Annotated in this window: 21 protein-coding genes and 3 tRNA genes; 14 read left to right on the top strand and 10 right to left on the bottom strand. The window is 71.9% G+C overall.

The window, feature by feature from the left end:
* Nucleotides 1–32: 32 nt before the first annotated feature.
* Nucleotides 33–509: a MarR family winged helix-turn-helix transcriptional regulator gene (locus ASD90_RS05555; protein ID WP_157623003.1), complete on the bottom strand. Its 477-nt coding sequence runs from the start codon at nucleotides 507–509 to the stop codon at nucleotides 33–35.
* Between the two features lie 197 nt (nucleotides 510–706).
* On the opposite strand from ASD90_RS05555, the gene ASD90_RS05560 reads away from it, so the two are divergent.
* A complete protein-coding gene (locus tag ASD90_RS05560; RefSeq protein WP_056752666.1) occupies nucleotides 707–898 on the top strand; it encodes a BldC family transcriptional regulator in 192 nt (63 codons plus the stop codon).
* On the opposite strand, the gene ASD90_RS05565 is transcribed toward ASD90_RS05560, so the two are convergent.
* A complete protein-coding gene (locus tag ASD90_RS05565) occupies nucleotides 895–2,145 on the bottom strand; it encodes an AGE family epimerase/isomerase (protein ID WP_056752667.1) in 1,251 nt (416 codons plus the stop codon). The genes ASD90_RS05560 and ASD90_RS05565 overlap by 4 nt on opposite strands.
* A 59-nt stretch (nucleotides 2,146–2,204) precedes the next feature.
* On the bottom strand, nucleotides 2,205–2,753 hold the full coding sequence (locus ASD90_RS05570; protein ID WP_056754497.1) for a MarR family winged helix-turn-helix transcriptional regulator: 549 nt from the start codon (nucleotides 2,751–2,753) through the stop codon (nucleotides 2,205–2,207).
* 61 nt (nucleotides 2,754–2,814) lie between these two features.
* Between ASD90_RS05570 and icmF the strand changes: the two genes are divergently transcribed.
* A complete protein-coding gene (gene icmF, locus ASD90_RS05575) occupies nucleotides 2,815–6,084 on the top strand; it encodes a fused isobutyryl-CoA mutase/GTPase IcmF (RefSeq protein ID WP_056752671.1) in 3,270 nt (1,089 codons plus the stop codon).
* A gap of 33 nt (nucleotides 6,085–6,117) precedes the next feature.
* A complete protein-coding gene (locus ASD90_RS05580) occupies nucleotides 6,118–6,879 on the top strand; it encodes a helical backbone metal receptor (protein ID WP_056752673.1) in 762 nt (253 codons plus the stop codon).
* A gap of 155 nt (nucleotides 6,880–7,034) precedes the next feature.
* Here ASD90_RS05580 and ASD90_RS05585 read toward each other — a convergent pair whose 3' ends face one another.
* Together ASD90_RS05585 and ASD90_RS05595 are read right to left on the bottom strand one after the other, a co-directional pair.
* On the bottom strand, nucleotides 7,035–8,282 hold the full coding sequence (locus tag ASD90_RS05585; protein ID WP_056752676.1) for a cupin domain-containing protein: 1,248 nt from the start codon (nucleotides 8,280–8,282) through the stop codon (nucleotides 7,035–7,037).
* A gap of 535 nt (nucleotides 8,283–8,817) precedes the next feature.
* Nucleotides 8,818–9,639 carry a hypothetical protein gene (locus ASD90_RS05595; protein WP_056752681.1) on the bottom strand — a complete coding sequence of 274 codons (822 nt, stop codon included), beginning with the start codon at nucleotides 9,637–9,639 and terminating at the stop codon, nucleotides 8,818–8,820.
* A 59-nt stretch (nucleotides 9,640–9,698) separates the two neighbouring features.
* Between ASD90_RS05595 and ASD90_RS05600 the strand changes: the two genes are divergently transcribed.
* Nucleotides 9,699–10,595, top strand: a complete 897-nt coding sequence (locus ASD90_RS05600; RefSeq protein WP_056752682.1) for a hypothetical protein — start codon at nucleotides 9,699–9,701, stop codon at nucleotides 10,593–10,595.
* A 33-nt stretch (nucleotides 10,596–10,628) separates the two neighbouring features.
* On the opposite strand, the gene ASD90_RS05605 is transcribed toward ASD90_RS05600, so the two are convergent.
* Complete coding sequence (locus tag ASD90_RS05605; RefSeq protein WP_056752685.1) at nucleotides 10,629–12,038, bottom strand: AI-2E family transporter; 1,410 nt, start codon at nucleotides 12,036–12,038, stop codon at nucleotides 10,629–10,631.
* 139 nt (nucleotides 12,039–12,177) lie between these two features.
* Here ASD90_RS05605 and ASD90_RS05610 point away from each other — a divergent pair.
* The 6 genes from ASD90_RS05610 (at nucleotide 12,178) to ASD90_RS05635 (ending at nucleotide 14,835) form a co-directional block, all read left to right on the top strand.
* Nucleotides 12,178–12,250 (top strand) — tRNA-Thr (locus ASD90_RS05610).
* Between the two features lie 60 nt (nucleotides 12,251–12,310).
* Nucleotides 12,311–12,387: transfer RNA gene (locus ASD90_RS05615), tRNA-Met, on the top strand.
* A gap of 168 nt (nucleotides 12,388–12,555) precedes the next feature.
* Nucleotides 12,556–12,726 carry a 50S ribosomal protein L33 gene (gene rpmG, locus ASD90_RS05620; RefSeq protein WP_020143294.1) on the top strand — a complete coding sequence of 57 codons (171 nt, stop codon included), beginning with the start codon at nucleotides 12,556–12,558 and terminating at the stop codon, nucleotides 12,724–12,726.
* A 116-nt stretch (nucleotides 12,727–12,842) separates the two neighbouring features.
* A complete protein-coding gene (locus ASD90_RS05625) occupies nucleotides 12,843–13,289 on the top strand; it encodes a MaoC family dehydratase N-terminal domain-containing protein (protein WP_056752687.1) in 447 nt (148 codons plus the stop codon).
* A complete protein-coding gene (locus ASD90_RS05630) occupies nucleotides 13,289–13,744 on the top strand; it encodes a MaoC/PaaZ C-terminal domain-containing protein (RefSeq protein ID WP_056752690.1) in 456 nt (151 codons plus the stop codon). The genes ASD90_RS05625 and ASD90_RS05630 overlap by 1 nt, the downstream gene beginning before the upstream one ends.
* A 17-nt stretch (nucleotides 13,745–13,761) precedes the next feature.
* Nucleotides 13,762–14,835 carry a UDP-N-acetylmuramate dehydrogenase gene (locus ASD90_RS05635; protein ID WP_056752693.1) on the top strand — a complete coding sequence of 358 codons (1,074 nt, stop codon included), beginning with the start codon at nucleotides 13,762–13,764 and terminating at the stop codon, nucleotides 14,833–14,835.
* 86 nt (nucleotides 14,836–14,921) lie between these two features.
* Here the strand turns inward: ASD90_RS05635 and ASD90_RS05640 are convergent, their stop codons facing one another.
* From ASD90_RS05640 to ASD90_RS05655, 4 genes are all read right to left on the bottom strand, one after another.
* Nucleotides 14,922–15,605, bottom strand: coding sequence for a hypothetical protein (locus tag ASD90_RS05640; protein ID WP_157623005.1), 684 nt, complete (start codon nucleotides 15,603–15,605; stop codon nucleotides 14,922–14,924).
* A 125-nt stretch (nucleotides 15,606–15,730) separates the two neighbouring features.
* Complete coding sequence (locus ASD90_RS05645; RefSeq protein ID WP_056752699.1) at nucleotides 15,731–16,759, bottom strand: adenosine deaminase; 1,029 nt, start codon at nucleotides 16,757–16,759, stop codon at nucleotides 15,731–15,733.
* 92 nt (nucleotides 16,760–16,851) lie between these two features.
* The gene (locus ASD90_RS05650) at nucleotides 16,852–17,373 is read right to left on the bottom strand and encodes a DUF5709 domain-containing protein (protein WP_056752702.1); all 522 of its coding nucleotides are present in this window, start codon (nucleotides 17,371–17,373) and stop codon (nucleotides 16,852–16,854) included.
* Entirely contained in the window at nucleotides 17,370–18,743 is a 1,374-nt protein-coding gene (locus tag ASD90_RS05655) for an aminotransferase class I/II-fold pyridoxal phosphate-dependent enzyme (RefSeq protein ID WP_056752705.1), read from the bottom strand. The genes ASD90_RS05650 and ASD90_RS05655 overlap by 4 nt, the downstream gene beginning before the upstream one ends.
* Nucleotides 18,744–19,035: 292 nt before the next feature.
* Here ASD90_RS05655 and ASD90_RS05660 point away from each other — a divergent pair.
* From ASD90_RS05660 to rplK, 4 genes are all read left to right on the top strand, one after another.
* A tRNA-Trp gene (locus ASD90_RS05660) sits at nucleotides 19,036–19,108 on the top strand.
* Nucleotides 19,109–19,224: 116 nt separating this feature from the next.
* Nucleotides 19,225–19,494, top strand: coding sequence for a preprotein translocase subunit SecE (secE, locus tag ASD90_RS05665; RefSeq protein WP_056752708.1), 270 nt, complete (start codon nucleotides 19,225–19,227; stop codon nucleotides 19,492–19,494).
* A 28-nt stretch (nucleotides 19,495–19,522) separates the two neighbouring features.
* Nucleotides 19,523–20,515, top strand: a complete 993-nt coding sequence (gene nusG, locus ASD90_RS05670) for a transcription termination/antitermination protein NusG (protein ID WP_369793568.1) — start codon at nucleotides 19,523–19,525, stop codon at nucleotides 20,513–20,515.
* Nucleotides 20,516–20,612: 97 nt separating this feature from the next.
* A complete protein-coding gene (gene rplK, locus ASD90_RS05675; RefSeq protein ID WP_056752714.1) occupies nucleotides 20,613–21,044 on the top strand; it encodes a 50S ribosomal protein L11 in 432 nt (143 codons plus the stop codon).
* The last annotated feature ends 25 nt before the right edge of the window (nucleotides 21,045–21,069 follow it).

Consider the following 21,069-nt stretch of genomic DNA (forward strand, 5'->3'; position numbering starts at 1 on the left):
CCCCGCGCCCGCGCCCGCCCCCGCGCCGGGGCTCAGTGGCGCTTGCGGCCACTTCTCTCCGCCCGGGCGGCGTCGATCTCGGCGGTGACCGAGCGGAGCGCGGCCGCGATGGTGCCCAGCGAGGCGGCCACGCCGGGCAGCTCGTCGGCGCCGATCGGGTCGAAGGCGTGCGGCATCCAGTCGCGCACCTCGCGCAGCCGGCGCACCCCGGACTCGGGGATCTCGACGGTGCTCCGTCTCCGGTCGCTCGGGTCGGGCACACGTCTGACCATCTCGCGCCGCTCGAGGCGGTCGACGAGGGTCGTCGTCGAGCTCGTCGTCAGGCCCAGCTCGGTTGCGAGGTCCGTCTGGCCCATGGGTCCGCGGGCGAGGAGATAGCTGATGGCCCGGCTCTCGTTCACCGTGAGGTCGAGGTGGGCTGCCACCGCGATGCGGTAACGCTCGCCGGCGAGGATCAGCTCCCGAAGGGCGATCGTCGCGTCGTCGCGGGCGTGGGCGCGGGGGCTCACGCGCACCACCTCCTGAGATCCATCTCATGTGCCGATCTGGTCGCTTGATTGTCTAATTAACTACCCGTACCGTAGCTGGTGTCGGGAGCCTGGGACCACCGCGCGCGGTGACCCGGGATCCACCGGACTCGGGGTTGAGCAGCCAGCCCCGAGTCCGAGACCTCCACTGACGCTGCGACGGGGCGAGGCGGACAGACATGGACGGCGACGACATGGCGGTCGAGAGACTGCTGACCCCCGCGGAGGTCGCGACGATCTTCCGCGTCGACCCCAAGACGGTGAGCCGCTGGGCCCGGTCGGGCCAGCTGCACGCCCTCCGGACGCTGGGCGGACATCGCCGCTACCCGGAGAGCGAGATCTGGGCCCTGCTCGACCAGCAGCAGGGCTAGGCGCTGCGGGGCGTCTGCAGCGCCCCGTCGCGCAGCGCCCCCGCGAACGACGTGATCTCGCCGAGAGCGCCGACGAGACACGCCTGGTAGGCGTGGTAGACGTCCGGGCGCCCCTGCCAGACGACGCTCGACGGGACCAGCTCGGGTGACAGCTCGTGGCGCCACGAGCCCTGCTCGGGGTCGACGAACCACTGGTGGGCGTGCTCCCACCAGCGGTCGTACCACGCGGCATACGTGGGATCGCCGGTGGCGAGGTGGAGCGTGCGGGCGGCGCCGATGGCCTCGGTGACGACCCAGTGCAGCCGGTCGCGCACGACGGGCCGGCCCTCGAAGTCGGTGGTGTAGACGAACCCCTCGTGGCCGTCGACGTCCCAGCCCTCGTGCACCGCGACGTCGAAGAGCGAGCGCGCCTCGTCGAGCAGCCAGGCCGGCGCCTCGGCCCCGAGGGCGTGGCGAAGGTGCAGCGACAGCCTCGACCACTCGAGCAGGTGGCCCGGCGTCACGCCGAACGGGCGGAACTTGTCGGTCGGACGGTCGCGGTTGTAGTCCGGGCGCGGCTCCCAGCGGGCGTCGAAGTGCTCAGGCAGCCGGTAGTTCCACGACCGCGCGAAGCCGTGCACGACGCGCTCGGTGATCCGGAGGGCGTGCCCGAGCCAGCGCGGGTCGCGGGTCACGTCCCACGCGGCGAGCAGCGCCTCCAGGGAGTGCATGTTGGCGTTGACGCCGCGGTAGTCCTCGAGGTCGGTCCACGTGCGGTCCCAGACGTCGAGGGCCAGGCCGTCGGACTCCCGCCAGAACCGCTGCTCGAAGGTCTGCAGCGCGCCGTCGAGCAGCTCGTCCGCGCCGGGGCGCCGCGCGGCCGAGGCGGACGTCGCCGCGAGCACGACGAACGCGTGCTCGTAGGCCCGCTTGTCGGCGATGTCGGGCGACCCGTCGCCGTGCACCGAGGCGAACCAGCCACCGTGCTCGCCGTCGTGGAGCAGCCCGCCGGGGGCGAAGGCCGCGACGCCGTGGTCGACGACGGGCTCGAACGAGGCGTCGCCCTCGAGGACCGCCAGGGCGGCCACGTGGGTCATCCGCGCCGTGATCCACAGCTCGACGCCGTATGCCGGGTCGAGCCTCCCGTCGTCGCCGAGCCACCCGAAGCCGCCGCCGGGGCGTTGCGCCGCACGCGCGAGGGCCCGCAGTGAGCGCCGCTGCTCCGCGAGCCGGTCGAGGTGGTCCGGGGGCAGCGGGGTGTCGGGCATGCCCCCCAGTCTGCCGAGGTCGCGCCCCGGCCGCTGCCGGTCCGCGTAACGAACTGGGGTCAGAAGTCGCCCGCGTCGCGTCGCAGCCGGGTCAGCACGTCGACGAGCGAGCGGACGTCGGCGGCGCCGAGGTCGGGCTGCTCGAAGACCTCGGTGTTGAGGGCCGTCGTGGCGCGCTCGGCCAGCTCCCGGCCGGCCGGGGTGAGGGCCACGAGCATCGCGCGACGGTCCTCGGGGTGGGTCGAGCGGGTCACGAGCCCGGCGTCCTCGAGGCGGTCGACCGCGTTGGTCACGCTCGTGGGATGCACCTGCAGGCGGCTGCCGATGACCTTCATGGGTAGCGAGCCGCGCCGGCTGAACCACAGGAGCATGAGCACCTCGTAGCGCGCGAAGGTCACCCCGAGGGGGCGGAGGGTCGCCTCGACCCGGGCGAGCACGATCTGGTGCGCGCGCATGAGGGAGGTGATCGCGGCCATCCCGTCGGCGGCGGGGCCCCACCCCTGCTCGACCCACTGCTCCCGCGCCCGGGCGATCGGGTCGAAGCCGAGGCCCGAGCCGGCGGCGACCCCGGCGCCCGCGCTGCCCGCCGCGTTGGTCTGCGCACTCATGGCGTCATCGTAGGACGCGGACGCGTTGACGTCCATTAGTAGGAAGTCCTACTATTTTTCCATGTCCGACGCAGCGAAGCGCGATCTCCACCAGCCGTCACACCACGTCCGTCTCGTCACGGCCAGCAGCCTGTTCGACGGGCACGACGCCTCGATCAACATCATGCGGCGCATCATGCAGACGCAGGGCGCCGAGGTCATCCACCTCGGACACAACCGCTCCGTCCAGGAGGTCGTCGACGCGGCGATCGAGGAGGACGTCCAGGGCGTCGCCGTCAGCTCCTACCAGGGCGGCCACGTCGAGTACTTCGAGTACCTCGTGAAGCTGCTCGAGGAGAACGGCGCCGGCCACATCCGTGTCGTCGGCGGCGGGGGCGGCGTCATCGTCCCCGAGGAGATCGCACGGCTGCGCGAGTCCGGCGTCACGATCTTCAGCCCCGAGGACGGCCAGCGCCTCGGCCTCGCCGGCATGATCAACACCGTCGTCGCCGACTGTGACTTCGACCCGTGGGAGCTGAGTGCGCCCTCGCTCGAGGCCGTGCTCGCCGGCGAGCGGGCCTCCGTGGCGCGCGCCATCACCGGCGCCCAGGAGGGCGACATCGACGACGCCATGCTGGCGGCCGTCCGCGAGGCCGCGGGCCGACGCCGCGTGCCGGTCCTCGGCATCACCGGCACCGGTGGCTCCGGCAAGTCGAGCCTCACCGACGAGCTCATCCGCCGCCTGCGCCTCGACCAGCAGGACAAGCTGCGCGTCGCCGTCCTCGCCGTCGACCCGACCCGCAGCCGTGGTGGCGGCGCCCTGCTCGGCGACCGCATCCGCATGAGCTCGCTCGACGGCGACCGCGTCTTCTTCCGCAGCCTCGCGACGCGCGGCGGCTCGCAGGTGCCGACCCACTTGGACGATGTCCTCGACATCGTGCGGGCCGCGGGCTTCGACCTCGTCCTCCTCGAGACGCCGGGCATCGGCCAGGGCGACGCCGCCGTCATCGACTACGCCGACGTCTCCCTCTACGTCATGACGCCGGAGTTCGGCGCGAGCAGCCAGCTCGAGAAGATCGACATGCTCGACCGCGCCGACGTCGTCGCCATCAACAAGTTCGAGCGTCGCGGCGCCGAGGACGCCCTGCGCGACGTCGGCCGCCAGATGGTGCGCAACCGCGAGGCCTTCGGCAAGGGCCCCGCCGACATGCCCGTCTACGGCACGTCGGCCGCCACCTTCAACGACGACGGCGTCACCGCGCTCTACCAGGAGCTGCGGGGCCTGCTCGCCGACCGGGGCATGCCGGTCGAGGAGGGCGTGCTGCCGCGGGTCGCCACCAGGCAGTCCACCCGCATCGCGACCATCGTGCCCGCGTCGCGCGTGCGCTACCTCGCCGAGATCAGCGACACCGTCCGCGGCTACCACGAGGCCACCGAGCGGTATGCCGCCGCGGCCAGCCGGGTGCAGCGGCTCGAGTCGGTGCGCGGCGAGCTCGCGGCCGCCGCAGCGGCCGACGACGTCGACAGCGCCGAGAGCGCGGTGCGTGCCGTGGAGGCCTTGCTCGACCAGGCCCGCACCGACGTGCCGACCGCGGTGGCCGGGGCCCTCGCCTCCTGGCCGTCCGTCGTCGAGTCCTACTCCGGCGACGAGCAGGTCGTCAGCATCCGGGGCAAGGAGATCCGCAACGTCCTGACCCGAGAGTCCCTGTCGGGCAACAAGATCCCCCGGGTCTCGCTGCCGCGCTACCGCGACCACGGCGAGCTCGTCAGCTTCCTGCGCCGCGAGAACCTCCCCGGCTACTACCCCTTCACCGCGGGCGTCTTCCCGTTCAAGCGCGAGGGGGAGGACCCCGCCCGGATGTTCGCGGGGGAGGGCGACCCGTTCCGCACCAACCGGCGCTTCAAGCTGGTCTCCGAGGGCCAGCCCGCCACCCGTCTGTCGACGGCGTTCGACTCCGTGACCCTCTACGGCCGTGACCCCGACCCGCGCCCCGACGTCTACGGCAAGGTCGGCACCTCGGGCGTCTCCGTCGCGACGCTCGACGACATGAAGGCGCTCTACGACGGCTTCGACCTCGTCTCCCCGACGACGAGCGTCTCGATGACGATCAACGGTCCGGCGCCGACGATCCTCGCCTTCTTCCTCAACACCGCGATCGACCAGCAGCTCGACGCCTTCCGGGCGCGGGAGGGCAGGGAGCCGAGCGACGGCGATCGCGAGGAGCTCACGGCATACGCCCTCGCCAACGTGCGTGGCACCGTGCAGGCCGACATCCTCAAGGAGGACCAGGGCCAGAACACCTGCATCTTCAGCACCGAGTTCTCGCTCAAGATGATGGCCGACATCCAGGAGTGGTTCATCGAGCGGAAGGTCCGCAACTTCTACTCCGTGTCGATCTCCGGCTACCACATCGCCGAGGCCGGGGCCAACCCCATCAGCCAGCTCGCGTTCACCCTCGCCAACGGCTTCACCTACGTCGAGAGCTACCTCGCGCGCGGCATGGCGGTCGACGACTTCGCGCCCAACCTCAGCTTCTTCTTCAGCAACGGCATGGACCCCGAGTACTCCGTGCTGGGCCGTGTGGCCCGCCGCATCTGGGCCGTCGCGATGAAGGAGAAGTACAACGCGGGGGAGCGGTCCCAGAAGCTGAAGTACCACGTGCAGACATCGGGCCGCTCGCTGCACGCGCAGGAGATGGACTTCAACGACATCCGCACGACGCTCCAAGCGCTCATCGCCATCTACGACAACGCGAACTCCTTGCACACCAACGCTTTCGACGAGGCCGTGACCACGCCGTCGGAGGAGTCGGTGCGTCGCGCCCTCGCGATCCAGCTCATCATCAACCGCGAGTGGGGTCTCGCGATGAACGAGAACCCGCTCCAGGGCTCGTTCGTCATCGACGAGCTGACCGACCTCGTCGAGGCCGCCGTCCTCAAGGAGTTCGACCGCATCACCGAGCGTGGCGGCGTGCTCGGCGCGATGGAGACCGGCTACCAGCGCGGGCGCATCCAGGACGAGTCGATGCTCTACGAGCACCGCAAGCACGACGGCAGCCTGCCCATCATCGGCGTCAACACCTTCCGCAACCCGCACGAGGGCGAGGTGCCCCGCACCGTGGTGCTGGCCCGCGGCACCGAGGACGAGAAGCAGAGCCAGCTCTCGCGGGTCCGCGCCTTCCGGGCGGCCCACGAGGTCGAGGCGAAGGCGGCGCTCGAGGAGCTCCAGGCGGTGGCGATCGAGGGTGGCAACGTCTTCGACGTCCTCATGCGCGCGGCACGGGTGTGCTCGCTCCAGCAGGTCACCGAGGCCTTCTTCGAGGTCGGCGGCCAGTACCGCCGCAACGTCTGACCCCACCCTCCAACCGTCGAAAGGCCACGAACCGTGCCGGTGACGCTCGCCGACGACCTCGCGTATGCCGTGTCGTTGCCGACACCGCCACGCCGGGTCGTGTCGCTGGTGCCGTCCATCACCGAGGCCCTGGCGACGACCTGCCCGGAGCGGCTCGTGGGCGCCACCGACTGGTGCACGCACCCGGAAGGCCTTGCCGTGCAACGGGTTCGAGGCACGAAGAACCCCGACCTCAGGGCCGTCGAGGCGCTCGAGCCCGACCTCGTCGTGGCCAACAAGGAGGAGAACCGCGAGCTCGACGTCCGGCGGCTGCGTGACGCCGGCGTGCCCGTCTGGGTCACCGACATCGAGACGGTGCCGGGGGCACTGGACTCGCTCGGGCGGCTCTTCCGCGACGTGCTCGACGTGGGCACGCCCGACTGGCTCGTCGCGGCCGCTGACGAGTGGGGCGGCCCGGTGCCCGAGCCGATCGTCGACGTGGCCGTGGCGATCTGGCGCGACCCGTGGATGGCCGTCGGCCGCGACACCTTCACCGGCGACCTCGTGTCCCGGCTCGGCTGGCGCAACGTCCTCGCCGGCTCCGACGACCGCTACCCGCACGTCGACCTCGACGAGCTCGACCGTGAGGGCGTCGTCGTCCTGCTGCCCGACGAGCCCTACGTCTTCAGGCCCGACGACGGCCCCGAGGCGTTCGACCGCGCGCGCACCGCTCTCGTCAGCGGCCGGCTGCTCACCTGGTACGGCCCGAGCCTCGTCGGGGCCCGGGCGTCCCTCACCGCAGCGGTCGAGCGCTGACTCCGCCCGCGTCAGCACATGCCTGACACCCCGGGCGACAGCACGCGCCTGAATCCGCCGGCCAGTTTGTGGCCTCTCGACGTTCGAGGACCGTCGAGAGGCCACAAACCGCGTCCGCCCGGAGGCGGGTCGGGCATCGGGGCGGCGTCGTCCCGTCAGTCGTCGGCGACGACGAGCAGGCCGGCGAGCATCAGCCGACGAGCCAGCTCGAGCCCGACCATGTCGGCGCGCAGGACGCCACCGGCGACCAGGGCGACGAACGTGCCGACGTCGTGCGACTCGACCGGGAAGTCGGCGAGGCGGCTGCGCAGCCGGGCCGGGCCGTCACCGGAGGGCACGAGCCGAGCGGCCACGTGCGGCCGCAGGCGGAGCGTCGTCTCGGGGCGAAGGGCGTCGGCCGCCGCCACCTGGGCGAGGGGGCTGATCGGGGCCGGTCGCTGCGAGCCGCGGGCTCGTGCCTCGAGGGCGTCGACGACCGTGGCCACGTCGATCTCGCCGAGGGCGCGCACGAGCGCTGCCCGCACGAGCTCCACGTCCGGGGCGATGGCCTCGTGGTCGAAGCCAGTGGGTGCGACGCCGAGGGAGGCCCTGATCCTCTCGTCGCGGCTGGCCTCGGCGACCGCGATGGAGACGAGCTCGTCGGCGACGTGCCGGCGCGTCCACACGTGGACGCCCAGCGTGAGGTGCGTGCTGACGCCGCCGAGGGCCGTCGCCGAGTGCACCCAGCCGCGGGGGAGATAGAGGACGTCGCCGGGGCGGAGCGTGAACTCGTGGTCCGGCGCGCGCCGCCCGACCTCCTCGACCTCGGCCCGGTGGTCGGTCCACGGCTCGTCGCGCAGCGGGGAGTCGTGCACGGGGGGCCGGACACGCCAGCGCTTCTCGCCACCCACCTGGAGCACGAAGACGTCGTGCACGTCGTAGTGGTCGCTGAAGCCGGTGTTCTGGCTCGGGGTGACGTACGCGTTGGCCTGGACCGGGTGGCCCAGCTCCTCCGCGAGCTGCTGGGTGAAGTCGATGAGGGGGCCCCACGTGCGGTGCAGCCCTTGCAGGACGATCGTGGCTCCGTCGGCGAAGTGGCCGAGGAGCTTGTCGTCGCTCACCTGGTCGGCGACCGACGCGCCGACGCCGCCGCCCTGGGTGAACTCGCGGTCCCCCAGGGTGTGCCCGCCCTTGGCGACACGAAGGAAGGGGGACCGGAGACCGCGACGGGAGATGAGCTCGTCGACGGCGTCCTCCCCGAAGAGGTCGAGCAGGCCGCCCGGCAGGTCGGCCGCGCGGGTGACCACCGGCGTGTGCGCCCAGTGGTCGCGGGCGAACTCGTCGGCGGCGAACGGCACGAGACGCGCCAGCGCCGAGCGCCCACGGTCGTCCGTGGGCACCCGGCTCGTCGTGCCAGCGGTCATCAGATCGAGGAGGTCGGGTCCGCTCCGGCCCCACCGTCGGCGCCGCCGTCGTGGCTGCTCGTGTCGGCTCCGCCGTCAGCAGGGCCCTCGGTGTCGGCGCCACCGTCGGCGCCGCCGTCGTGGCTGCTCGTGTCGGCTCCGCCGTCAGCAGGGCCCTCGGTGTCAGCGCCACCGTCGGCGCCGCCGTCGTGGCTGCTCGTGTCGGCTCCGCCGTCAGCAGGGCCCTCGGTGTCAGCGCCACCGTCGGCGCCGCCGTCGTNGTCAGCGCCACCGTCGGCGCCGCCGTCGTGGCTGCTCGTGTCGGCTCCGCCGTCAGCAGGGCCCTCGGTGTCAGCGCCACCGTCGGCGCCGCCGTCGTGGCTGGTCGTGTCGGCTCCGCCGTCAGCGGGCCCCTCGGTCGTCGGGTCGTCGCTCACGGGGTCCAGCGGGCTGTCGCTCATCGCTTCTCCTCCACAGGGTGTGCCGCGGCGCCGGACGACGCCGTCGACGTGCACCTACCCACTGGGCGCGCTCCGGGCACGTCGCGGCCCCACCTTCAGGTCAGGTGGTCGAGGTCCCCACGCGTCCACGCCGCGTGACGGTCCGCCGACCGACGCAGCACGGCCTTGGCGTCCGACGGCACGACGGCACCGAAGTTGTTGTAGAGCCGGTCGAAGTGCAGTCCCTCGAGCTGACCCGCGATGCGCTGGACGACGTTGCCCGACAAGGGGATCCGGTTCGGGTAGCTGCGCATGAAGCTCACCGACCGGCGGTCGGGGTTGGGGAAGACCGCATCTCCCGCAAGCAGCACGCCGCGCCCGTCGGCGCCCGCCTTCCACTCGACGACCGCCTGGCCGCGGAAGTGCCCACCGACCCGGTGCAGGGTGAGCCCCGCGGCGATCTCCCGCTGCTCGTCGTAGAGCTCGACGAGCGGGTCGTGGCGCCGCACCCACTCGGCGTCGGGGGCGGCCACGAGCACCGGCACGTCGCCGAGGGCGTGGGCCCACTCCGTCTGCACGCCGTACATGTGCGGATGGCTGGCGGCCACGGCGAGCGTCGGGCCGAGGGCGCGCACGAGCTCGACGGTCACCTCGTCGATGTAGCCGACGCAGTCGAAGAGGAGCACGCCCTCGCCCACCCGCAGGACCATGGTCTGCTGCCCGATCCCGACCTCGGGCTCGGCACGCAGGCCCCAGAGGTCGGTCTCGACCTCGTCGACGGTGATCCGGGTCCCGGCCTCCCGAAGCTGCTGCACGGTGGTCCATTGCTGCCCTTGCTCGAGCACCCACTGTCGCTCGTCCTCGCAGACGGCACACGCGCCCGGCGGCTCGGGCAGGTCGTCGGTCTCGACGGCGCAGGTCGCACAGATCCAGATCACGCGCCAAGCCTGCCCCTCCGCGGCGGGCCGCACCAGCGGGTTTGCGGGAGGATGCAGGGGTGATCCTGCACGTGCGCGCCGCCGTCGAGCAGCTGTATGCCGTCCCGCCCGCTCGGTTCACCCCGTTGCGTTCCGAGCTGGTGGCCGAGGCGAGGTCGGCGGGCGAGAAGGACCTCGCCGCCTCGGTCGGTGCCCTGCGCAAGCCGACCCTCGCCGCCTGGGCGGTCAACCACTTCGTCCGCGAGCACGCCGACGAGCTGGAGGAGCTCCGGTCGTTCGCCGAGCTGCTCCGTGAGGCGCAGCGCAGCCTCGACGCCGACCAGCTGCGCCTGCTCGGCCGCGAGCGGGCCACACGCGTCGACGCTCTCGCCGATCGCATCGCCCAGGTCGCGGCGCAGGACGGTCCGGGACTCGGCGCGGGCGCGGCCCAGGAGGTGCGCGAGACGCTGACGGCGCTCATCGCCGATGAGGACGCCGAGGCCTCGGTCCTCACGGGCGCGCTCGTCAAGTCACTCAGCTACTCCGGCTTCGGTTCGGTCGACGTGGCCGATGTCGTCGCCATCGCGGACCTCGACGCGGACGACGACGACGCCGCGGCCGGTCGCCCCTCGCTCTCGGTGCTGCCCGGGGGTGCCGGAGGCGGCGACCCGGTCGACCTCGAGGAGCGGCGACGGAGCCGGCGGACCGCGGAGCGCGCCCGCCTCCAGTCGACGCTCGAGACCGCGCGGGCCGACCTGCGGGCCGCGGATCGGCAGGTCGCGGTCCTCACGGCCCGTCAGGAGGAGGTCGTCGAGGGCATCGCCGACCTCGAGCGGCGGCTCGCGACGGCGAGGGCCCGGCTCGAGAAGGTCACGGGCGAGCTCGACGACGCGACCGGCATACGCAGTCAGCGTGAGCAGGAGGAGGCCGCGGCCCAGCAGGCGCTCGACGCGCACGACGCGCACGACGGGGCGTGACGTCCGTCGCGGCCAGGACGGCCGGCGACGTGGCTACTTCTTGCCCTCCGAGGCGTGGTCGCGGGAGAACCAGTGCCGCAGGGTCGCACGCAGGCCGGTCGGCTGGGGCTCGGCCGCGGGCGTCGGCGGCTCGGCGGCCTTCGCCCGAGCCCGGGGCAGCGCGGGGAGCCGGGCCGTGAACGACGCGTGCTGGTGTTCGGCGTGCTGCCGCTCCCCGGGCTGGGGAGCGGCAAGCTGCGGCAGCAGCTCGTACTTGCGCGAGTAGATGTCGAAGAGGGCGAGCATCAGCGCGGCCACGGGCACCGCCACGAAGGCTCCGGCGACGCCGAAGAGCGCCGCACCGAACATGACGGCAGCGAAGGACACCGCGGGATGCACGTCGACCGCGTCCGCCGAGATGCGGGGCTCGATGGTGACGTTCTCGATCTGCTGGTAGACGAGGGCGAAGCCGAGCAGCGCCACCCCCTGCCACGGCTCCGGGCCGACGAGGCCGACGAAGACCGGCAGCGCGATCGCGATGTAGGTCCCGATGGTCGGCACGAACTGCGCCACGAGGCCGGTCCAGATGCCGAGGGCCAGCCAGTAGTCCATGCCGATGATGAGCATGAACAGGCTGGACAGGCCGCCGCAGATCGCGGCGAGCACGAGCCGGGCCGACACGTAGCCGCCGGTCTTGATGACCGCGAGGTCCCACGCCACCCCGATGACCTCCTGCTGGCGCGGCGGGGCGAGCTGAGCGACCCAGCGACGCAGACGCAGGCTGTCGGCCGAGAAGTAGAAGGTGAAGAAGAAGAAGGTGATGGACGAGAAGAAGGCACCGAGCACGGCGGCGACGGCACCGATGAGGCCGCCGGCGACGCTGCCGGCCAGACTGCCCAGACCGCCGACGTCGCTCGTGAACTGGGCCAGGAACGCGTCGGGGCTGAGCTCGGAGCCGAAGGTCTCGTTGGCCCACGTCGTCGCCTTCTGGACGAGCGCCGGGATCGAGGCGACGAAGGTGGCGAGCTGGTCGGCCAGCAGGTTGCCGAACGCGAGCATGAAGACGATGCAGAAGACGAGCACGCCGAGCATGACGATCATCGTCGCCATCCCGCGTCGCATCCGGCGCGAGAGCCGCGCGACGGCCGGCTCCATGGCGATCGAGGCGAGCATGGCCATGATGAGGGTGAAGATGACCGAGCCGCCGTCGTCGATGACGAACTTGCCCAGGGCGGCGATCGCGACGATGGCGACCGCGAGCCAGCCCGCGCGCCACACGCTGCGCCGGTCGAAGCGCACCTGGACGTCGACCAGGCGGGTGTCCACGTCACTCCCGACGCCCGGTTCGGTGCGCGCCGCAGCGCCCGCCGGGGTGCCCGGTGGTTCGACATCGGAGCCGAGCCGCCCGGTCGACGGTTCGGCGGTAGGACCGGTGTCCGGCTGACCATCGATGGGGCCGCTCATGCCCGCATCCTTCCAGTAGCGACGCCCAGAGTGCGTGAACTGCTCGATTTCGTATCCGCGCCGCCGACCGTGTAGTCTCGCCGTCGCACAACAGGTCGACCTGAAGGCGTTCTCGCAGCGGTTTCTCGGTGTCGGCCGTGCCCCAATAGCTCAGTCGGCAGAGCGTTTCCATGGTAAGGAAAAGGTCTAGGGTTCGATTCCCTATTGGGGCTCTGGTCGGTCGGGCTCCGGTCCCCGTCGCAGCAGCGGCGGGCCGGGGGACGACAGCCCATGGCGGGGTAGCTCAGCTGGTTAGAGCGCACGACTCATAATCGTGAGGTCGCGGGATCGAGCCCCGCTCCCGCTACCACTTCCGCGCGCACCGGTTCGATTTCTCGAATCATCGGGGTGTCGCGTAACCTTGGACGTCGCGCCTGCGTGTCACCCCGGGATGCCGCCCGGAACGCGTGACGCGCCGCGCGACACCCGTCGCAAGACGACCGAACACCCAAGTACGTTTCCGAAAGAGCAGGTTGCCGTGGCCAGCAAGAGCAGCGACGTCCGTCCGAAGATCACGATGGCGTGTGTGGACTGCAAGGACCGCAACTACATCACCAAGAAGAACCGTCGGAACAACCCCGACCGCCTCGCGATGAACAAGTTCTGCCCGAAGTGCGGCAAGCACACGGAGCACCGCGAGACCCGCTGACCCCAGCGCACCCATCGACCGCTCCCTCGGCCACCCGGCCGGGGGAGCGTCGTCGTTCCCGGACGCCCACCGGTCGGCGCGGGCGCGGGTCGGCGGCGGTGGATAGGCTGCCCCGTATGCCGGTGAACGCAGACTTCCAGGGCCGGGTGTACCCGCCCACCGAGACCTATCGGGTCAGTGCCGCCAAGATCCGTGAGTTCGCCGAGGCGGTCGGTTCGGCCGACCCGGTGCACGTCGACGCCGACGTGGCGCGAACCCGTGGCTACGCCGACGTCATCGCGCCGCCGACGTTCGCCGTGCTCATCGCCCAGCAGTGCGACGGGCAGCTGATCCGCGACCCCGAGGCCGGCATCGACTTCTCCCGCGTCGTGCACGGTGAGCAGCGCTTCGTCCACCACCGGCCTCTGACGGCCGGCGACGCCGTCGTCGGCACGCTCCACGTCGACACCGTGCGCGAGGCCGGCGGACACGCCATGGTGACCACCCGCACCGAGCTCGCCACCGAGGCGGGCGAGTCCGTGTGCACCGCCACGTCGACCATCGTCATCCGAGGAGCCGAGTGATGAGCGCCCAGCCGAGCACCCCGACCGCCACGCCGGTGCGGTCCTTCTCCGACGTCGCGGTCGGTGACGCGCTGCCGTCGATGACCGTCCACGTCGACCGCGCCCGCCTCGTGCAGTACGCCGGCGCCTCCCTCGACCGCAACCGCATCCACTGGGACGAGCCGTTCGCCAAGGCGGTCGGGCTGCCCGACGTCATCGCCCACGGCATGTTCACGATGGGCTCGGCCGTCACGCTGGTCACCGACTGGGCCGGCGACGCCGGCCGCGTCGTCGAGTACGGCGTGCGTTTCACCCGCCCCGTCGTCGTGCCCTACGACACCGGCGCCGACATCGAGGTCGCCGGCGTCGTCAAGTCCGCCGACCCCGAGACCAAGCGGGTCACCGTCGAGCTGACCGCTACGGCCGCCGGCGAGAAGGTCCTCGGCCGCGCGCTGGCCGTCGCCGTCCTCGACTGAGCGGGCCGGACCACCGCGTGCACGAGCAACACGACGTCCCCCTGTCGACCCTCACGACCATGAGGGTCGGTGGCCCGGCGTCCCGCGTCGTCACCGCCGAGACCACCGACGAGCTCGTCGACGCGGTCCGTGAGGTCGACGACGCCGACGAGCCGCTGCTCGTCGTCTCGGGCGGCTCCAACCTCCTCGTGTCCGACGACGGCTTCGAGGGCACGGTCGTGCGCATCGCCACCTCGGGCATCACGCCCGAGTCCGCCGACTACTGCGGCGGCGCGGTCGTGCGCGTGGCCGCGGGCGAGGTCTGGGACGACGTCGTGGCGCACGCCGTCGCGCAGGGCTGGGCCGGCGTCGAGGGCCTGAGCGGCATACCTGGGCTCACGGGTGCTACGCCCATCCAGAACGTCGGCGCCTACGGCCAGGACGTCTCGCAGACCGTGGCCCAGGTGCGCACGTGGGACCGCCAGGAGCAGGCCGTGCGCACCTTCATGAACGCCGACTGCGCGTTCACCTACCGCCACTCGCGCTTCAAGGGGCACTCGCGCTACGTCGTGCTCGACGTGGTGTTCCAGTTCGAGGTCGCCGACCTCAGCCGCCCGGTGGCGTATGCCGCCCTGGCGAAGGGCCTCGGCGTCGAGATCGGCACGCGCGTGCCCCTCTCGGACGCCCGCGAGGCCGTCCTCGAGCAGCGTCGGGCCCGCGGGATGGTGCTCGACGACGCCGACCCCGACACGTGGTCGTGCGGGTCGTTCTTCACCAACCCCATCCTGAGCCGGCACGAGTTCGACGACCTCGTCGAGCGCGTGGGGGAGCGGCTCGGGTGGGAGGGGCCCACCCCTCCGCGCTTCCCGGAGGCCGACGGGCGGGTCAAGACGAGCGCGGCCTGGCTCATCGACCATGCCGGCTTCGCCAAGGGCTTCGGTCTGCCCGCACCGGCCGCGCTGTCCACGAAGCACACCCTGGCCGTCACCAACCGGGGCGGAGCCACGACCGCCGACGTCCTCGCCCTCGCCCGCCAGGTGCGCGACGGGGTGCACGACGCCTTCGGTGTCACCCTCGTCAACGAGCCGGTCATCGTCGGCGATCGGCTCTGAGGCTCGTCCCCCGATCCCGAGCTGCACGACGAAGGCCCCGGTTCCGTTGGGAACCGGGGCCTTTCGCGTGACGCGGAGCGCTGCCGCTACTTCGTCAGGACGACGGAGAAGGTCTTGGCCGGGATGTTCTTGTCCGTCGTGCTGACGGCGTAGGCCGGCCGGTTGAAGGCCAGGCGCAGAGTGCTCGTGGTGCCCTTGTCGACCTTGAAGAAGACCCAGCCGCGGTCGCGGTCGTCGCGCTTCGTCGTCAGCAGCGGGTCGGCCTTGTAGGCCTTGCCGAACTCGGCCGTCGGCGCGACGTTCTGCTTGGGGCGCGCCGCGACGAGCGTCAGCATCTTCGGGTCGAGCGAGGCGGAGTAGCGCGATCCGGCGGCGAACTCGACCTTGACGCCGACGATCTCGAAGGCCTCGGCCCCGACGGGCTGGTTCTTCGGGAAGGGCAGGTTGCGCGAGACGCGCAGCGCCGTGATCGTGTGGCCGAGCTGGGGGTCCTTGATGACGGCCTTGATGGTGCGCGTCGAGTACTTCGCCGGCGCTGCCGACGTCGGAGCGGCGGTCGTGGTCGGCGCTGTGGTCGTGGACGCCGTCGAGCTGCTCGTCGCGGCCGGCGTCGTGCCGGCCGGGGCCGTCGGGTCGGCGGTCACGGGCGACTCCCCGCTGCACGCCGCGAGCGCGACGACGGGGGCGACGAGGCCGACCACGGCGAGTCGTCGCAGACGGGCGCCGGAAGCGGTCAATGGGCGGGCGTGGGCGGGGGCAGAAGTCTTCATCTCCCGCCCAGCATGACCGGGCGCACCGATCCTGAGCAAACCCGGTGGGGCGGCGCCGCGAGCGCGGACGTGCTGGGTCCGGCCCGTTATGCCCGGTTACGACCCGGTCCTGCGTGTGGTCGGTGTCACGCCGTGCCGGCGAGCCAGGTGTCGACGTCGGCGAGCGCGGCCTTGCGGAGCCGGTCCGGCATCCGGCTGCCCTCCAGCGAGCCGCGAGCCAGCCGGGCGAGGCCGGCGTCGTCGAAGCCGAGGTCGCGGGCCGCGGTGTACTGCGCAGCCAGACGGGACCCGAAGAGGAGGGGGTCGTCCGCGCCGAGCGCGACGGGGATGCCGGCCTCGACGATCCGGTGCAGCGGCACGTCCCTGGGATCGGCGTACACGCCGAGCGCGACGTTGCTGCCCGGGCACACCTCGAGCGTCACGCCCGCCTCGGCGACGGCGTCGAGCACCTGGGGGTCCTCGACGCTGCGCACGCCGTGCCCGATGCGGTCGGGGTCGAGGTGCTCGAGCGTCTCCATGACCGACTGCGCACCGAGGAGCTCCCCGCCGTGCGGCACGAGGGCGAGGCCGGCTCGACGGGCGATGGCGAAGGCCGGAGCGAAGTCGGCGACGGCCCCGCGTCGCTCGTCGTTGGACAGGCCGAAGCCGACGACGTCGCCGGCCTCCTCGCCCGCGTGGTGGGCCGCGAGGCGGGCGAGGGTGCGGGCCTCCAGCGGGTGGCGCATGCGGCTCGCCGCGACGACGACACCCACGCCGATCTCGCCGTCCGCCGAGACCGCGCGGGCCTCGTCGAGCACGATCTCGAGAGCGGGCGTGATGCCGCCGACGAAAGGCGCGTACGACGTGGGGTCCACCTGGATCTCGAGCCAGCGCGACCCCTCGGCGGCGTCGTCGGCCGCAGCCTCGCGCACGATCCGGCGCATGTCCTCCTCACCGCGCACGCACGACCGGGCGGCGTCGTAGAGGCGCTGGAAGCGGAACCAGCCACGCTCGTCCGTGGCCCGGGCGAGCCGCGGGGGCCAGCCCGTCACGAGCGCGTCCGGGAGGCGGATGCCGTGTCGGGCGGCGAGGTCCCGCACCGTGTCGATGCGCATCGAGCCGGTGAAGTGCAGGTGCAGGTGCGCCTTGGGCAGGTCCTGCACCGCACGCGTCATGCGGGTCAGTGTGTCATCCGGTCCCGGGCGGCGCAGAGAGGCCACGGCGCGGCTGGTGCCGGGGCCGTGGCCTCTCTGCGGGTCGGCCGGACTCAGTCCTCGTCGGGCTCGTCGGCGATCTCGTCGACGACGTGCATGGCGGCCTCCTCGGCCGACGCCCCGGCGCCGTCGACGCCCACGTCGCTGGCCCAGGCCTGCTTCTCGTCATCCTCGTGCGCGCCCTCGTCGTCGGCCACGAGCCGCCCGGCGCGGGCGTCGCCCACCTCGTGGTCGCCGAGCCAGTCGTCCTCGGCGTCGATGGAGTCGGGGTCGTCGCCGCCGACGCGGTCACCGTCGAGGCCGCTCTCGTTGTCGGGGGCCCCGTAGGCGGAGTTCGGGTCGGGGACCTCCTGCCGGATGCGCTCGTCGATCGTCTCGTCGATGGACTCCTCGTAGGCCGTCGTGCCGTGGGCCGTGACGCCCTGGGGCCGGTCGTTGGGGGAGTAGCCGCGGTCGAGCACGTCCTCGAGGTCGCCGTCGTCGAGGGTGTCCTCGGGCTGGAGCTGGTCCTCGTCGTCGACGCTGTAGGTCGTCAGGTCGTCGTCGATGGTCTCGTTGGGATCCAGGTCGCTCATCGCGAGGCTCCTTCGGTGGCGGTGGTCGTGGTGGTTCCTGCCGACGGCGTCGCGCCGTCGCCCGCTGCCCCTACCCCAGAGGCGCGGTCCCGCGTCAGCTTCTCGGCGGCGGCGAGCGCGACGCACGTCGCGACGCCGGCCATGGCCGTGAGCACCTCGTCGAGCACCGGGAAGGTCGGCGCGAGGCGGATGTTGCGGTCGCGCGGGTCGTTGCCGAGGGGGAAGGACGCGCCCGCCGGCGTCACCGCGATGCCGGCCTCCTTGGCGAGGGCCACCACCCGGGACGCGGTGCCGTCGAGCACGTCGAGGTTGACGAAGTAGCCACCGGTCGGGTGGCTCCACTCGGCGACCTCGAGCCCGGCGAGCCCGGACGTCAGGGCGTCGTCGACGGCCGCGAACTTCGGCGCGATGATCGCGCGGTGCTTGCGCATGTGCGCCCGCACCCCGTCGGCGTCGCGGAAGAACTCGACGTGGCGCAGGTGGTTGACCTTGTCGGGCCCGATCGAGCCCATCGCCAGGTGCGAGAGGTACCACGTGACGTTGGCCTGGCTCGCGGCGAGCACGGCGGCGCCGGCGCCCGCGAAGGTGATCTTCGAGGTCGAGGCGAACATGATGGGCCGGTTCGGGTGCCCGGAGGCGGCGGCGAGGCTGAGGATGTCGGCGCTCTTGGCCTCGTCCTCGGTGAGGTGGTGGAAGGCGTACGCGTTGTCCCAGAAGATCGTGAAGTCGGGTGCCGCGGTCGGCATCGCGGCGAGGCGCGCGGCCTTCTCCTGCGACACGATCGCGCCGGAGGGGTTGGCGTAGGTCGGCACGATCCAGATGCCCTTGATGCTCGGGTCGTCCTTGACGAGAGCCTCGACCGCGGCCACGTCGGGCCCGTCGTCGTGCATCTCGACCGTGACCATCTCGATGCCGAACTCCGCGAGCATGGAGAAGTGGCGGTCGTAGCCGGGCACGGGGCAGATGAAGGTGACCTGCTCCTCCTGGCTCCACGGCCGGGGTGACTCGACGCCGCCGAAGAGCAGGAAGTCGACGATGGTCGTGTGCATCATCGTCAGGCTCGAGTTGCCGCCGGCGACGACCTGGCTCGGCTCGACCCAGAGCAGCTCGGCGAAGAGCTCGCGCAGCTCGGCCAGGCCCTCGAGCCCGCCGTAGTTGCGCACGTCGACGCCCGCGCGGTCCTTCGTCGTCGTCGGCAGGTGCAGCAGGTCGTCCGAGAGGTCGAGCTGCGCGGCGGACGGCTTGCCCCGCGTCAGGTCTAGCTTGAGACCGCGGGACTGCAGGGCCTCGTAGGCCGACCGCTGCTCGGCGAGGAAGCCGGCCAGGTCGTCGTCGGACAGGGACGCGAGGGGGGTGCGCGGGTTCGTCACGTCTCGATCCTGCCACTGCGCCCCTCCGCCCGGGCGCCCGAGTCCGTATGCCGGGTCGAACCGTCCCGCCACGGGCTCGGCACGTGTCCGCCGGGTTGCCCAGCGAGCTGCCCGGCGGGCTGCCCAGAAGGTGGCCCGGTATCGTCCGGAGGGCGCCCACCGAGGGCTCGTCGAGGGGGTTTCGGGCCGGTTCGCGTTGGGGCGCACCGTCCCGTATGATCGTCCCTCGGACGGCTTCGCTGGCCATGCTGACGCATGCCGTCCCGCCGTGGACACCCAACGTCCCCGGCGAAGGGCAATAGCTCAATTGGTAGAGCTCTGGTCTCCAAAACCAGCGGTTGGGGGTTCGAGTCCCTCTTGCCCTGCGCATCCCAGTGATGTGGTCGTCGTGCAAGGCGGCACGCGGCTTCTGCCCTGACGTGGAACCCCACGGTCCGGGTGTGGCGCCCGCGGGCCGACACCCAGGCAGAAAGAAGGAATTGTGACGGAGACGAGCGCCAAGCGCGGGTCCGGCCGTGCCGACAAGGCTCGTGGCGGCAACCCCGTGTCGCGTCTCTTCGGCGCGATCAGCCTCTTCGTGCGCCAGATCCTCGACGAGCTGCGCAAGGTCGTGCGGCCGACGGGTCCCGAGCTCGTGCGCTACACGACCGTCGTGGTCGTGTTCGTCGTGATCATGATGGCCCTGGTGTCAACGCTCGACTTCGGTCTGAGCCGCCTGGTCTCCTGGGTCTTCACGGGTTCGGCGACCTGAGGCACGAGCCCACGGGCACCATCGCGGGATGTCACCGCCAGCCGTCACCGGCTGGTCCACGAGCAAGGAAGTAGGTCAGAGCGTGTCCGAGCAGTTCGCCCACGAGGGCGCCCCGAACGGCGAGAGCACCGAGAGCGACGTCGTCGACCCCGCGGTCGAGACCGACGAGCTCACGGCGTCCGACGTCGAGTCGGGTGCTGAGGACGACGCCACCGACTCCGACAGCGACACGGTCTCCGTCGACGAGTCCGAGCCCGCCCTGTCCGCCGAGGACGACGAGTCCGCCGAGGACGACGAGTCCGCCGAGGACGACGAGTCCGCCGAGGACGACGAGTCCGCCGAGGACGACGAGTCCGCCGACGACACCGACGAGTCCGATGACGACGCCGAGCCTGCGGTCCAGGGCAGTGGCGACCCGGTCGCCGACTTCAAGGCCGACCTGCGCACGCGCTTCGGCGACTGGTACGTCATCCACTCCTACGCCGGTTACGAGAACCGTGTGAAGGCGAACCTCGAGACGCGTATCCAGACCCTCAACATGGAGGACTTCATCTTCGAGATCGAGGTCCCCATGGAGGAGGTCACCGAGATCAAGAACGGCCAGAAGAAGCAGGTCCGTCGCGTCCGGATGCCCGGCTACGTCCTCGTCCGCATGGACCTCACCGACGAGAGCTGGGGCGCCGTGCGCCACACGCCGGGCGTCACCGGCTTCGTCGGCAACGCGCACCAGCCGGTGCCGCTGTCGATCGACGAGGTCTTCACGATGCTCGCCCCGAACTTCGAGGCCGCTGCGGCCGCCGACGGCTCGGGCGCCGCGTCGAGCTCCGGCGCTCCCAAGGACGTGCGTGTCGTCGACTTCGAGGTCGGCGAGTCCGTCACCGTCATGGAGGGGCCCTTCGAGACCCTTCCCGCCACGATCTCCGAGATCAACCCCGACACCCAGAAGCTCAAGGTGCTCGTCTCCATCTTCGGCCGGGAGACCCCGGTCGAGCTCTCCTTCGCCCAGGTCGCCAAGATCTGATCGAGGGTCGTACGACCTCGTGCGGCTGACCGCACGAGGACATGCAACCGGGTCATCGCCCAAGGCGTCGGCCCAGCAACACAGAAGGTAGGCATCCATGCCCCCCAAGAAGAAGGTCTCCGGCTTCATCAAGCTGCAGATCCAGGCCGGTCAGGCCACGCCCGCCCCGCCCGTCGGCCCCGCCCTCGGTCAGCACGGCGTCAACATCATGGAGTTCGTCAAGGCGTACAACGCCGCGACGGAGTCCCAGCGCGGCAACGTCATCCCGGTCGAGATCACGGTCTACGAGGACCGCTCGTTCACCTTCGTGACCAAGACCCCGCCGGCCGCCGAGCTCATCAAGAAGGCCGCCGGCGTCGCCAAGGGTTCCGGCGAGCCGCACAAGACGAAGGTCGCCAAGCTCTCGCGCGAGCAGGTCCTCGAGATCGCCCGCCAGAAGATGGAAGACCTCAACGCCCACGACGAGGAGATGGCGGCGCGCATCATCGCCGGCACCGCTCGCTCGATGGGCATCGACACCGAGCTCTGAGCTCGACGTCACCCCGGCCGCACGG

The organism is Terrabacter sp. Root181 (assembly GCF_001428505.1).
Taxonomy (GTDB): domain Bacteria; phylum Actinomycetota; class Actinomycetes; order Actinomycetales; family Dermatophilaceae; genus Terrabacter.